Raw genomic sequence first — 12,853 nt, 5'->3', positions numbered from 1 at the left:
TCAGGCCTCCTCTTCCGGCGCCAGGTCCAGCAGGGCCATGCGCGCTCGTTCGAGGAACGCCTCCTTGCCTTCTTCCGCCGTGGCGACCAGCGGCTTGCCGAAGCTCAGGGTGCAGAGCAGCGGCAACGGCAGCATGCGGCCCTTGGGCATGACCCGGTTGAGGTTGGCCAGCCAGACCGGCACCAGCTCGACGTCCGGGTGGGCCAGGGACAGGTGGTAGATACCGCTCTTGAATGGCAACAGCTTGACCTCGTCGTCCAGGTTGCGGGTGCCCTCGGGGAAGATGATCAGCGAATCGCCGCCGTCCAGGGCGCGGTCGAGGGGTTCGAGCGGATTGGCATTGGCCTCGCTGCGCTGGCGGTCGACCAGCACGCCGTTGAACACCTTGTTGATCACGTAGCTGCGCAGGCCGGCCTTGTTCCAGTAGTCGGCGCCCGCCACCGGCCGGGTACGCCGCCGCACCTCCGGCGGCAGCGAGGCCCAGAGCAGGACGAAGTCGCCATGGCTGCTGTGGTTGGCGTAATAGATGCGTTGCTTGGGGATCGGCGTGGTGCCCAGCCAGAGGCTGCGCAAGCCGGTGATGGCGCGGGCGCCGGCGATGATGCCATAGGCGACGACTGATTCGAGCATGGGAAGACTCTTCAGGTTTGAGCGTTGAATAGAGGGACCGACAACAGGCACGACAAGGCCAGCAGGAACTGGGCGCCACAGGCCAGCGCCTGCCAGCGTAGCAGGCGCAGGGCGCCGCGGCTGCGCTGGTGCCAGGTGCGCCCTGCGGCGTCCGCTCGGGCCAGGCCGAGATCGGCCAGGGCCCGGTCCAGGTCTTGGGTCTGCGCTTCCAGCCTGTCGCCGACGCGGCTGAAACGTTCGAACAGTTCGGCGTCCAGGGCCACTCGCAGCGCCCAGTACTTCTGCCACAGGCCGAGCAGGGCGATCGCCAGCATCGCCGCAGCGAAATAGCGCCAGCCGATGCCCTGCACGGCCTGGTACAGGCCCAGCCCGATGGCCAGCAGGGTCAGTGCGGCGGACAGCCGGTCAAGCTCGCGGCCACGGCGCAGCAGGGCCGCCACCAGGGCCAGGGTTTGCTCAGGCATGGCGCACCTCGCCCAGTTCCACCGATGGCTCCGGCACGCTCCCGCTCAGCGCCGCGAGGGTCCGCCGCTGGGCCTCGCCCAGCAGCACTTGCGGTCGCGCCCGACGTAACACCGCCACGGCCGACTCGACGTCCGCCGCGCGGCCGCTGAGCAGCAGCCAGGCGGCGACCAGCGTGGCGCTGCGCGAATAGCCCAGGGCACAGGCCACCAGCAGCGGCCCTTGCGCCAGCAGTTCGTCGATCAGCACCGCGGCGCGCCGGCAGTCCTCGACGTCCGGCGCGACCAGGTCGAGCAACGGCAGGCTGCGATAGGCCAGCCCCTGCGGCTCGCAGGAAAGTTCGGCGGTAGCGTCGAGCAATGCGCGGAAGCGGCCGTCGGCCAGTTCCGCGGACGACGGCAGGCGCCCCAACCAGAGGCCCGGCAGCACCTCGTCCGGCTGCGGCCGGCGACGGGTCCAGAGCCAGGCGTTGATCCGCGCGGCAAGCAGATATGGCGCCAGCAGCCAGCGCGCGGCGGCGCTCAGGCGGCCAGTGCTGCCCTTCTGGAAGCCGGCGGCGCCGAACAGCAGGTAGTTCAGCGCCACCAGCGCCAGCGCCAGCGCCGGCCAGCACAGCCACAACGCCGCACCGCCGACGGCAAAGGCGACGGCGGCGCAGGCCAGCGCGCCGAGGCCGTAGCGAGCGGCCAGCCGCCGCCGTTGCCGGTCGCGGCTCAGACTGGCGCGGGCGAACGGCGCGGGCTGCGCCTGCGGCCACAGCCAGACGCACAGCCAACCGGCCAGCGCGCCGGTGGGCACGTCGATGAAATGGTGCTGCCAGGTGGTCAGCACCGACAGCCCGATCAGCGCGAACCAGCCATGCAGCAGCCAGCGCCAGGCGCCGCTGGCGTAGCGCGCGTAGCAGACCCAGAGCACTACCAGCAGGGCGATGTGCAGCGACGGTGCCTGGTTGTACGGTTTGTCGAACCCCATCAGCACGTCGAACAGCCAGCCGAACACGCCGCCCAGTTCCGGCCGTTCGAAGGTGAAGCGCAGGGGGAACAGCAGGAAGCAGGTCACCGACAGCACCTGGGCGCTGAGCAGGCGCAGGCAGTGGGTGTCCAGCTCGCGCTTGTCCCGCGGCAACAACAGCGACAGGCCGTAGAGCAGGTCGATCGACCAGTACGGCAGGATGGTCCAGGGCCACAGCGGCATCCCGCGTTCCCAGTCGAAGACCAGGCTGCCGACGTCGCCGCGCTGGCTGGTCAACCAGTTGGCCAGGCCATAGCTGGCGAAGAAGAACGGGCCGAGGAACAGCAGCCAGAGCACCGCCCGCTTCAGTACCCCCGGCTCGCGCGGCGCCATCAGCGGGCGACCTTCTGCGCCAGCGATACGCTGAAGATGCCCCACTGGTCGACCCGCTGGGTGATCTTGCGGAAGCCGGCGGCGGCCACCAGTTGGTCCATTTCCGCCTGGGTCCGGCGCCGCATCACCCAGGCCTGGCCCTGGCGGTGGCTGGTCAGCGCGCGGGCGATCAGTTCCAGCTGCGGGTGCCAGGGCTGTCCGGTGTAGACCAGGTAGCCGCCCTCCTCCAGCGCCTCGCCGAGGCCGGCGAGGGAGTCGCCGACCATGCGGTTGTCGGCGAACAGCTCGTAGAGCCCGGAAACCACCCCGAGGCTCGGCTTCGGTTGCAGCGCCGCCAGGTCGGCGCGATCGAAGGCATCGCCCTTGACGAAGCGGGCGATGCCGGCGAGGCCCTTGCTTTCGATCAGGGCGCTGCCGTCACGCACGTTGATCTCGCTGTAGTCGCGCAGGAGGATGCTTTCCGGCAGCGGCTCGACGCCTTGCAGGGCTTCGAGGATGTAGCGGCCGTGGCCGGCGGCGATGTCGACGATGCGCACCTCGCGCTGCTCCTCGCGCAACCGCTGCATGGCCAGGCGCAGCAGCTCCTCGGCGTGCAGCTTGCGCTGGCGGATGCCGCGCCAGCCGATGGAGTCCAGGTAGTTGCGGTCGATCAGGCGACCCAGCGGGCCGCTGCCGCTGGGCTGGTTGCGGTAGACATAGTCGAGGGTGCTGCCGGAATCGAAGCCGGTGTCGAAGCCCAGCTTGACCCCGTCCGACCACAGGCTGCCCAGGCGCAGCCCGGCACGGGTGGCGCGCCAGTAGAGATCGCGCGGCGAGTTCTTCGGCAACGGCGCGGCCAGCGCCTCGGCCTCGGCGCAGGTATGGCCCAGGCGGTCGGCATCGAGCAGGCTCGGTCGTTCAGGTGCCGTGGCGAATGCCTCGAGGAGGAAGCGCCGGGCACGGCCGACGGCCAGGTGACGATCGCGCTCGCCAAGGGTGTCGTGGAAGAAGCCGGGCAGGATGTGCTTTTCCTTGCGCAGGCTGCCGAGACGCTCGAAGAAGCGCTCCTGCGGCGCACGATGGACGACGAAGTCGGCCCCGGAAATCAGCAGTTGGGTGGGAATCTGGATCGCCTGTGCGTCCGCTACCACCCGCTCGGCAGCTTCGTAGAGGCCGAGCAGGACGTTCACCGAGATCGCCTTGGCGATCAGCGGGTCGCTGTCGTAGGAGGCGATCCGCTGCGGGTCGTGACTGAGGAAGCGTGCCTTGACATAGCTGTTGACGAAGAAATTGCCGCGCCACAGGCGCATCAGTTTCAGCCCGCTGCGGGCGAACGGCACGTAGAGCTTGACCTGGAACGCCGGCGAAGCCAGCACCAGTGCGCGCACCTTCGGCGCGTAGTCGTGGGCCCAGGTGGAAACCAGCACCGCGCCGACGCTCTGCGCCACCACCGCCATCCGCTCTTCGGCGATACCGTGGACAGCCTGGATATGGTCGACGAAGGTCTGTACGTCGCGCACGCTGGTGGCAAAGCTCGGGCTGTCGCCGCGGGCGCCTGGCGAGAGGCCGTGGCCACGGGCGTCCCAGGCGAAGAAGTCGTGTTCCGGCAGGTCGAGTTCGTCGACCAGGTGGGCGATCCGCCCGGAGTGCTCATGGCCGCGGTGGAACAGCAGCACCGCCTGGCGCGTGCCGTCCGGCGCCGGGCGGCTGGCCGGCCAGTGGCGGTAGAAGAGCTCTACCCCGTCGTGGGTGGTGAAACGCAATTCCTGTACGTCGCGCATGTGATGTCCCTATGTCGTTGCCCCGGCCGGGATCCCGGCGGGGTTGCTTCCTGCGGGCGCCCACCTCCATGGCGTTCGCCCGTTCCCTCTCAGGCCTGGCCGTCGCTGCCCCGTCGACTCGCGGCCAGCTCGGCCAGGCCCTGGCGCACGCGGTTGCCGATGGTCAGCAACAGCAGGGCCGCGATCAGCAACATCAGCCAGTCGATCCAGGCCAGCGGCAACAGGCCGCTGGCCACCCCGGCGCCGATCACGCCGAAACACAGCGCCCGGTCGCTCTTGCCCATCGGGCCGTCGTAGCGGCGCGAAGCGCCGACCATGGTGCCCAGTGCGCCAGCATATTCGCTGATCACCGCCAGCAGCACCACCAGCACCACCCACAGCGGGTTGACTCCCGGCAACAGGGCGAACGGCAGGTACAGGCCGCTGTCGGCGATCACGTCGGTGAGTTCGTTGAGGTAGGCGCCCAGGTCGGATTTCTGGCCGAACTCGCGGGCGAGCATGCCGTCCACCGCGTTCAGCGCCATGCGCAGGAACATCCACAGCGGAACGAGGGCGAACAGCCAGAGATGGCTGGCGAAACCGGCGACCAGCGCGCCGACCAGCAGCGACAGCAGGCAGGCCGCCAGGGTCACCTGGTTGGCAGTGATGCCGCGCTGGTAGAGGCGCTGCACGCCGGGACGAAGAAGATTCTGAAAGCGCGGTTTGAGTTGATAGACGGAAATCATGTCAGCCAGTCCTTGTGCCGAGTTGCTTCGGGCACCGACCTGGCGGTCGGCGCCCGCTCCATTCTACGACGTCGATGCGCCGCTAAAAGTGACACACTTTTATGCGTTACGCATGGTCCGTATCAGCGCATCCGTCAGAAATCGCGCTTGAAGAACAGGTCCAGCGAACTGGCCAGGCCGCTCGCCGCTTCGAGATAGAGGCGTTTGGTCAACTGGTAGCGCAAGGCGATGGTATTTGCCGGTTCGAACACTCCAACACCATAGCGCAGGCTGAGCTTGTCGGTGATATTCCCGCTGGCGACCACGCTGGTGCTGTTGCCGGTGCCCTCGGTGTCCAGCTGGAAGTCCTGGATGCCGAGCTGCTTGGCGATTTCCCCGGTGAGCGGTGCGCTACCGGCCAGGCCCAGGGCCAGGGCCGCCTCGCCGAGCATGTTGCTGTCTTCGCCGGTGCTCATCGGCCGCCCCAGCACCAGGTAGGACAACGCCTGCTCCTGGCTCATCGCCGGTTCGGAGAATACCGCGCTGGTCGGCTGCTCGGCGCTGCCGGTCAGGCGCAGGCCGGCGACCACGTCGTCGACCCGGCGGATCGCCTCAATATCCAGGTACGGCTGGTCGATCGGTCCGGCGAAGAACAGCCGCGCCCTACGGATCGTCAGGCGCTGGCCGTAGGCACGATAGCGGCCCTTGTTCAGGTTCAGCTCGCCGCGGGTATCCAGGTTGTCGCCGATGTGCAGGTGGCCGGCCAGTTCGGCGCTGAGGCCGAAGCCGGAAAACGCCAGCTTGTCCTGGCCGACCTCGACATCGATGTCCATCTTCATCTTCAGCGGCTGCTGCTCGGGCTGCTCGGAGCCGACGATCACCGCGTCGTCGGAGACCTTGACCGTGGATGGCGGCAACTGGCGGATGGTGATGTCGCCACGCGGCACCAGGACCTTGCCGGAGATCGCCAGGTCCTGGCCGGCCATGCCGATCTTCAGGTCCGGTTCCACCTCCAGTTGCGCATAGGGATCGACCACCACCGGCAGGCGGTTGCCACGGATGTTCAGGGCGACGTTCAGCGCCTCGCCCCAGCTCAGGTTGCCGGACAGGCTGCCCTGGCCGTACCTGCCGCTGCGCCAGCCGCCGCCGAGTTCCAGGCTTTCGCCAGCGATGCGAGCGTCGAGGGAAAGGTTCTCGAAGCTGGTCGGCAGCTCGCCGCCGCCGATGTTGCCGTCGCTCAGCGTCACCCGTCCGTCGACCCGCGGCGCCAGCAGGCCGCCGGACAGCCGGCCGCTGCCGTTCAGCCTGCCTTGCAGCTTCTCCACCATCGGCACGAACGGGCGCGCCACCGACAGGTCGAGGCCGGCCAGGCTGAACTCGCCGCTCAGCGGCTTGCTCGCCGGGCGCGGGTCGATCTGCGCCTGCACCCGCAACTCGCCGAGCTTCGGTCCGCGGAAGTCGAGGGAGGTATCGACGCGGTTGGGCGCCAACCGGCTCTCCAGGCGCAGGCTGTCGTAGCCGACGTCGACCCACTGGCCCTGGTCGCGCAGGCGCAGCGTACCGCTGCCGGCGTCCAGGCTGACCACGCCGCTCGGGCCGCGGGCCGGAACGTCCAGTTGCAGGTCGCCGTTCAGCTTGCCCTGCCAGGCGAAGTCCTCGGGGAACCATTGCTTCAGGCTGTCCAGCGGGAAGTCGCGCAGGGTGTAGCGCAGCCGCGGCTCGGGCAGCAGGCGCTGCTCGCCGCCGCAGAGGCTGGCGGCGCCGGATACCCAGCAATGTGCGCCGAAATTGACCCTGCCGTCGGCCAACCGCTCCAGGCGCGCCGGCTGCTGTAGCTTCCAGTCCTGGCCGCCGCTGCTCAACTCGCCGCGCGCCAGGCGACCGCGCCAGTTGCCGCGCTCCAGTTGCCCGTCGAAGGCCAGGCCGAGCTTGAGCAAGGCGCCTTGCAGGTCCAGTTCCAGTTGCTGGCGGCGTTGGTCGCCGCGGGCATTGGCCTTGAACAGGCCGAGGTCGGTTTCGCCGCTGCGCAGGCCGGAAGCGACCAGCGCCAGGGTGCCGTTCTGCCGGGCATCGAGGTTCGCCTGCAGGTCGAGGCCGGCGATGCGCTGCTCGGCGTAGGCGATCTGCTGTCCCTTGAGGTTCAGCCTGCCTTGCGGCGCCGCGAGGCTGCCAGCCAGGTCGAGGCGTCCGTCGAGGCGACCGAAGAGTTGCGGCCAAAGCTGGCCGAGACGGTTCAGGGCGATGTCCAGGCGGCCTTGCAGGCGCTGGTCGAGCGCCCCGCTGCCCTGAACCTTGTTATCCCCCAGGCGCAGGTCGAGGTTGCCCAGCGTCCAGCGCTGCCCCTCGCCCTCGGCGCGCGCCTGGAATAGCGCCGGCTGGCCGCGCAGGCGGCCCTTGACGTCGAGATCCACGCCCAACGCCAGCCGCTCGTCGCGAACACTTCCCCGGCTGCGCAAGGGACCGGCCAGTGAACCCGGCAGCTCGGCGACCCAGTAAGCCGGGTTCAGTTCGCTGAGCTGCAGGGCGGTATCCCAAGCCACGCCATTGTCGAAACGCAACGTCACCCGCCCCTCGGCCTGGCCTTGCCCGGCGCGGAGCTGCAGCGACGGCAGGTTGAGCTGGACGAGGTCGCCGGACACCGGGCTGGCCAGCGTGAAGTCGCCCGCCGGACCGCTCGCCGCCGCGCTGAAATTGCCCAGGTAGCGCTGGTCCTGGTAATGCACTTCCGCCTTGAAGGTCTTCAGCGTCACCGGCGGCGGCTCCGCCAGCGGATACAGGCGCAGCCAGGGGAAATCCTTCCAGTCCAGGGTCGCGTCGGCGGCCAGGCTTTCGCGCCAGTCCAGGCGTCCGACCAGCTCCAGGCGCTGCTCGCCGCCAGCGTCCAGGCGCAGTTGGCGGATATCCGCGCCCTGGGCGTCGACCCGCCCGTCCAGGCTCAACGCCACCGCCCCACCCTCGCCCGGCAGGCTGGCGCCGCCGCGGATCAGGTAACCGCTCTTGAGATCGCCGCTGGCATCGAGCTGGATGGCATTCAGGGTCAAGGTGTCCGGTAGTCCGGCCGCCCCCTTGAAACCGTCGGCGCGGATCAGCAATCGTGCCGGCAGGTTTTCCGCCAGCGCCTGCAACTGTCCTTCCAGGCTGCCGTCCAGGTAACCGCTGCTGCGGCCTTTCAGGGTCAGCGCCTGCTGCAGTTCACCGCCGACCTGGACGGCCAGCTTCCACGGCTTGCCTTCGGGAGCGGGCAGGCCGAGCGTGGCTTCGGCCTGCAAGGGCCAGTCGCCGCTCGGCTGCAAGCGCCCCTGGAGCGCCAGGTCCAGGCCGAAGCCCCGCGCCGTCAGCGAGTCGATGTGCAGGCCGTCGGCCAGCCAATGGGCCGCCAGCTTGAGTTCGGCGACCTGCTGGTTGCCGTCGAGCAGGAAGCTGCCGACCGCCACTTCGCCGAGTTCGATGCTCAGCGGCAGTTTCAGCGTCGGCAGGCTGATCGGCCCACTGTCGGCGCTGTCGCCGCTCGGCGGCAGGTCCAGCGCGACCCGTTCGGCGGCCACCCGCTGCAGGCACAGGCGCAGCCCCGCCAGGCAGCCCGGCGACCAGCGCAGTTCCGGCCGCTCGACGACCAGTTGCGTACCGTCCTGCGCCCAGGACAGCCGCTGTGCCTGCCAGGCGCCACCGAGGCGACCCTCGAAGCCGCTGACCTGCAGGCCCGGCACGCGGCCGAGCAGCCAGGCGCTGCCGGCCTGGGTGCCGAGCAGCGCAGCGAGTCCCAGGAGCAGCGCGAGGAGCAGCCCGACTATGGCCAGCAGGGTGATCTTCAGCGCCTTCACAGTTCTGGCCCCATGGAGAAGTGCAGGCGGAAACCGCCGTCGTCGTCGAGCGCATGGGCCAGGTCGAGGCGCAACGGGCCGACCGGCGAGACCCAGCGCACGCCGAAGCCGACCCCGGTCTTGATCGACGGGAAGTCCAGCGAGTTGAAGGCGTTGCCCTGGTCGACGAAGGTCGCCAGGCGCCAGCGCTCGGCCAGCGGATATTGATACTCGACGCTGCCGGCGATCATGTAGCGGCCGCCGATCTTGTCGCCATCGGAATTCTCCGGCGACAGCGTCCGGTAGTCGTAGCCACGCACGCTCTGGTCGCCGCCAGCGAAGAAGCGCAGCGAGGGCGGGATCGACTTGTAGTCGTTGGTGGCGATTCCGCCTACCTGCAGGCGGCCGAGCAGGCGATGGCCGCCGGCGAAGCTGGTCAGGCCCTTGGCCATGGCGTCGACATGGAGTACGTCGGCGTCGGCCAGCAGGCCTTCCTTCGCCCCCTTGACGTTGAACTGCAGGCGGTAGCCATGGCTGGGGTCGACCTTGTTGTCGGTCTCCAGCAGCGAGTAGCCGATCCCCGGCATCAGGAAGCTGCTCAGCCCGGAGTCGTCGCCCAGCTTGTACTCCTCGCGCATCCAGTTCAGCGAAACCACCCGCTGCCAGCCATCGGGCTGCTTGCTGTGCCATTCGCCGCCAAGGGTCAGCAGCTTGCTCTCGGTGTCGACCAGGTCTTCGAACTGGTAGCCGCTGGTGAAGCGCAGCTTGTCGGTGAGCGGCGGATCGAGGGGAATCTCGTACCAGGCGCCGACGTTCTGCCGTGGTGCGGAGATTTCCGACTCGAATCCCAGGCTATGCCCTTCGGCATTCACCCAATGGCGGGTCCAGTTGAACCTCGCGCGCGCCCCGACGTCGGTCGAGAAACCGAGGCCGACGCCCATGGTCCGGGGCTTGCGCGCCTCCAGCCGGACCGCTACCGGGATCGCCTGGCGCGCGCCGTCGGCCTGCGCCTGGGTCGGCGCGGCGTCGACCCGCACGCCCTCGAAGTAGCCGCTGGATTGCAGGTTCTGGTTGAGTTCGGCGATCAGTTCGGAGTCATAGGGTTGGCCGGCCTTGAACGGCACCATGCGGCGCAACAGTTCTTCCTCGATGATCGAGTCGCCGTCGAAGCTCACCTTGCCGAAGGTGTAGCGCTGGCCGCTGTCGTAGACCAAGTCGATGTCGGCGATGCCGGCGCGCGGATCGATGCTCAGGCGCTGGGTGCTGAAGCGGCCCTGGAAGAAGCCGTAGCGCGAGGCCTGGTTCTGGATCAGCCGCTTGGCGTCCTCGTAGACGCCCTGGTTCAGCTTCGCGCCCGGTTTCAGCTGCTTGCCCGACGGCAAGCGGAAGCTCTCCAGGCTGGCGGCCTCGCCGAGCACCTGGATATTCACCTGGCGCAGGCGCACGGGCTCGCCGGGCACTACCTTGAGCGTGAGCTTCGGCGGCTTGCCGTCCTTCACCTCGCTGTCGATCTGCGCCTGGAAGTAGCCGAGCGCCTGGGCCGCCTTTTCCGCCTGTGCCTCGGCATTGCGGCGGAAACGTTGCAACGCCGCCTCGTCCCGCTCGCCGAGGCTACCCACATAGGCCTCGATATTGGCCTTCAGGGCGGCATTGGCGGGGGTGACGCGCACGCTAAGCTGGCTCTCCGCGAAGGCGGCCGTACTCAGGCACAGCAGCCCGGCCAGCGGGAACCGGAACAATCCTTGAGTCAGTCTCATGGCGCGGATGCTACGCAGGCGGGTGGCGCGCGTCCAGATTTGCGCGGACGCCGCCGACCACCTTCTGACATTCGGGTTTTATGACGCCAAGCGCCTGACAGGCATGGCTTTTCTCGCGCGTCCGGGGGAACGCTCAGGTCGCCGCCGGCGTCTCGCCAGGATGCAGGAGGACGTGCTCGCGCACCGCTCCCAGCGTCACCTCGCCGATCTCGCGGTAGCCGTGCCGCTGGTAGAAGTCCAGGTAGCGCGCATTGCCAGTATCCAGGACCAGCCCCTGCGAAGCGGAGTCCTCGGCGCACCAGCGCTGCACAGCCGCCAGCAACTGCTCGCCGATCTGCCTGCCCTGGTATTCGGGATGCACGCCGAGCATCGGCAACTGGTGGTGGGGGCCGACCGGCAGGCAGGCCTGCACCGCCCGGTGGTAATCCAGGTAGCGCCGGGTCGCGGCCAGGCCGACGCTGAACAGCATGCGCAGGCGCCAGCTCCAGCTCTCGGTGATATCCAGGCGCCGCTGCGGCGGCGTGATCAGGGCCGCCGCGACCAGCCGATCGTCGATGAACAGGCCGATGGCCGGCAACTCTTCGCCCAGATGGCGCTCGACCATCTCCCGGACGCAGGCACGCACGCGCTGGTCGTAGCCGGCGCGCTGCGCATCCATCAGGTAGGCGAAGGTCGGTTCGTGGCGGTAGGCGTGGTAGAAAAGCGAGCGGACTTCGCGGCTATAGCCGTCGTCGAGCAGACGGACATCGGTGACCTGATCAGGCATGGAACGCATTCCTTGTCGGCCGCCGGCGCAGCGACACGCACGCTTCGCCACGGCGATTGGTCGAGCGGATGGCCTGGCCATCCCCGTCCGCGGCAGACCACAGGGCCGGCAAGGCGCCAAGCCACACAGCCATCGGGTACCCGGCGGACACTAGCACAGCGCCTCCAGGGTCGCCAGGCATCCCCCGGCTGGGCTAGCATTCCTGTTTTTGCCAGGACGCCCACCATGAAAATCGTCTCTTTCAATATCAACGGTCTGCGCGCCCGGCCGCACCAGCTGGCGGCGCTGATCGAGCGGCACCAGCCCGACGTGATCGGGCTGCAGGAAACCAAGGTCGCCGACGACCAGTTTCCCCAGGCCGAGATCGAGGCGCTCGGCTACCACGTCCACTACCACGGGCAGAAAGGCCACTACGGCGTCGCCCTGCTCTCCCGCCAGGCGCCCCTGGAACTGCACCGCGGCTTCCCGAGCGACGGCGAGGAGTCCCAGCGGCGCTTCATCTGGGGCACCTTCAGCGACGCCCAGGGCAACCCGATCACCGTGATGAACGGTTACTTCCCGCAAGGCGAGAACCGCGAGCATCCGACCAAGTTCCCGGCCAAGCAGCGCTTCTACGCCGATCTCCAGTCGCTGCTGGAGAACAGCTTCAAGCCCGAGCAGGCCCTGGTGGTGATGGGCGACATCAATATCTCGCCGGAGGACTGCGACATCGGCATTGGCGAGGAAAACCGCAAGCGCTGGCTGAAGACCGGCAAGTGCAGCTTCCTGCCGGAAGAGCGCGAATGGCTGGCTACGTTGAAGAACTGGGGCCTGGTCGACAGCTTCCGGGCCCTGAATCCGGAGGTGAACGACCGCTTCAGCTGGTTCGACTACCGCAGCCGTGGCTTCGAGGACAACCCCAAGCGCGGCCTGCGCATCGATGTGATCCTGGCCAGCCGGGTGCTGCAGTCGCGCTTCAAGGACGCCGGCATCGACTACGACCTGCGCGGCATGGAGAAGCCCTCCGATCACGCCCCGATCTGGCTGGAACTGGCCTGAGGCTCAGCCCAAGGAAAAGGCTCATCCCCCGGATGAGCCTTCAGGCGATCGCTACCTGGTCCGGGCGATCTCGCCGACGCCGCCCCCCTATCCGGCGCGGGGCCTTTCCCTCAGGCAGGATTGTCCACCCGCGGCCCCTTCAGCTCCACTCGATTGCCATCCGGGTCGAAGAAGTACAGCGACCAGCCGTCGCCCTCGGCGCCGAAGCGGATTTCCGCGGGAACCTGCGGGACCAGGCCGAACCCCTCGAGATGGGCGACCAGCGCGGCCTCGTCGAACGGCTCGATGCGCACGCAGAAATGGTCGACGTTGCGCCCTTCCCCACCCGGAGCCGCACCGCCCTCCCGGCCGAGCGCCCCGGACACCGCGACCAGATCGAGCATCGACGTGCCCAGGCGCAGATGGGCCAGCTCCAGGTCGTCGCGCCACTTCACCACCACGCAACCGAGGACATCGCGATAGAACGCGATGCTGCGTTCCAGGTCGCGGACCCGCAGGACGATGTGATCGAGACGTTCGACGACGAAGGGTTGCATGGTCATTCACCTCTTGGACCGTGGACTATGGCAAGACTTTAGCCAGCACACCTCGG

General features: G+C 68.6%; 10 protein-coding genes. 1 reads left to right on the top strand and 9 read right to left on the bottom strand.

Annotated elements, in window-relative coordinates:
• The 8 genes from JHD77_RS28925 to JHD77_RS28890 form a co-directional block, all read right to left on the bottom strand.
• The gene (locus JHD77_RS28925) at positions 1–630 is read right to left on the bottom strand and encodes a lysophospholipid acyltransferase family protein (RefSeq protein WP_003113327.1); all 630 of its coding nucleotides are present in this window, start codon (positions 628–630) and stop codon (positions 1–3) included.
• An 11-nt stretch (positions 631–641) separates the two neighbouring features.
• The gene (locus JHD77_RS28920) at positions 642–1,094 is read right to left on the bottom strand and encodes a hypothetical protein (protein ID WP_003158539.1); all 453 of its coding nucleotides are present in this window, start codon (positions 1,092–1,094) and stop codon (positions 642–644) included.
• Positions 1,087–2,436, bottom strand: coding sequence for a phosphatase PAP2/dual specificity phosphatase family protein (locus JHD77_RS28915; RefSeq protein WP_034022990.1), 1,350 nt, complete (start codon positions 2,434–2,436; stop codon positions 1,087–1,089). The genes JHD77_RS28920 and JHD77_RS28915 overlap by 8 nt, the downstream gene beginning before the upstream one ends.
• Positions 2,436–4,196 carry a bifunctional alpha/beta hydrolase/class I SAM-dependent methyltransferase gene (locus tag JHD77_RS28910; protein WP_004349997.1) on the bottom strand — a complete coding sequence of 587 codons (1,761 nt, stop codon included), beginning with the start codon at positions 4,194–4,196 and terminating at the stop codon, positions 2,436–2,438. Before JHD77_RS28910 ends, JHD77_RS28915 begins: the two co-directional genes overlap by 1 nt.
• Positions 4,197–4,285: 89 nt before the next feature.
• Positions 4,286–4,921: a CDP-alcohol phosphatidyltransferase family protein gene (locus JHD77_RS28905; protein ID WP_003104477.1), complete on the bottom strand. Its 636-nt coding sequence runs from the start codon at positions 4,919–4,921 to the stop codon at positions 4,286–4,288.
• A gap of 134 nt (positions 4,922–5,055) precedes the next feature.
• The gene (locus JHD77_RS28900; RefSeq protein WP_031756735.1) at positions 5,056–8,721 is read right to left on the bottom strand and encodes a translocation/assembly module TamB domain-containing protein; all 3,666 of its coding nucleotides are present in this window, start codon (positions 8,719–8,721) and stop codon (positions 5,056–5,058) included.
• Positions 8,718–10,457, bottom strand: a complete 1,740-nt coding sequence (locus JHD77_RS28895) for an autotransporter assembly complex protein TamA (protein ID WP_003122638.1) — start codon at positions 10,455–10,457, stop codon at positions 8,718–8,720. Before JHD77_RS28895 ends, JHD77_RS28900 begins: the two co-directional genes overlap by 4 nt.
• 133 nt (positions 10,458–10,590) lie before the next feature.
• Complete coding sequence (locus JHD77_RS28890; protein ID WP_003139068.1) at positions 10,591–11,304, bottom strand: GNAT family N-acetyltransferase; 714 nt, start codon at positions 11,302–11,304, stop codon at positions 10,591–10,593.
• Positions 11,305–11,448: 144 nt separating this feature from the next.
• Between JHD77_RS28890 and xthA the strand changes: the two genes are divergently transcribed.
• Positions 11,449–12,261 carry an exodeoxyribonuclease III gene (gene xthA / locus JHD77_RS28885; RefSeq protein ID WP_003104469.1) on the top strand — a complete coding sequence of 271 codons (813 nt, stop codon included), beginning with the start codon at positions 11,449–11,451 and terminating at the stop codon, positions 12,259–12,261.
• Between the two features lie 110 nt (positions 12,262–12,371).
• Here the strand turns inward: xthA and JHD77_RS28880 are convergent, their stop codons facing one another.
• On the bottom strand, positions 12,372–12,803 hold the full coding sequence (locus JHD77_RS28880) for a VOC family protein (protein WP_003124543.1): 432 nt from the start codon (positions 12,801–12,803) through the stop codon (positions 12,372–12,374).
• Positions 12,804–12,853: the final 50 nt, after the last annotated feature.

The sequence above is a fragment of the Pseudomonas sp. P20 genome (genome assembly GCF_016463925.1).
Taxonomy (GTDB): domain Bacteria; phylum Pseudomonadota; class Gammaproteobacteria; order Pseudomonadales; family Pseudomonadaceae; genus Pseudomonas; species Pseudomonas aeruginosa.
Note: the sequence above shows the minus strand (reverse complement) of the source record. Positions and strands in the feature narration are given on the sequence as shown.

Coding starts and splice junctions, on each gene's coding strand:
- JHD77_RS28925 (WP_003113327.1), bottom strand. CDS start 630: ATGCTCGAATCAGTCGTCGCCTATGGCATCATCGCCGGCGCCCGCGCC.
- JHD77_RS28920 (WP_003158539.1), bottom strand. CDS start 1,094: ATGCCTGAGCAAACCCTGGCCCTGGTGGCGGCCCTGCTGCGCCGTGGC.
- JHD77_RS28915 (WP_034022990.1), bottom strand. CDS start 2,436: ATGGCGCCGCGCGAGCCGGGGGTACTGAAGCGGGCGGTGCTCTGGCTG.
- JHD77_RS28910 (WP_004349997.1), bottom strand. CDS start 4,196: ATGCGCGACGTACAGGAATTGCGTTTCACCACCCACGACGGGGTAGAG.
- JHD77_RS28905 (WP_003104477.1), bottom strand. CDS start 4,921: ATGATTTCCGTCTATCAACTCAAACCGCGCTTTCAGAATCTTCTTCGT.
- JHD77_RS28895 (WP_003122638.1), bottom strand. CDS start 10,457: ATGAGACTGACTCAAGGATTGTTCCGGTTCCCGCTGGCCGGGCTGCTG.
- JHD77_RS28890 (WP_003139068.1), bottom strand. CDS start 11,304: ATGGCCAGGCCATCCGCTCGACCAATCGCCGTGGCGAAGCGTGCGTGT.
- xthA (WP_003104469.1), top strand. CDS start 11,449: ATGAAAATCGTCTCTTTCAATATCAACGGTCTGCGCGCCCGGCCGCAC.
- JHD77_RS28880 (WP_003124543.1), bottom strand. CDS start 12,803: ATGACCATGCAACCCTTCGTCGTCGAACGTCTCGATCACATCGTCCTG.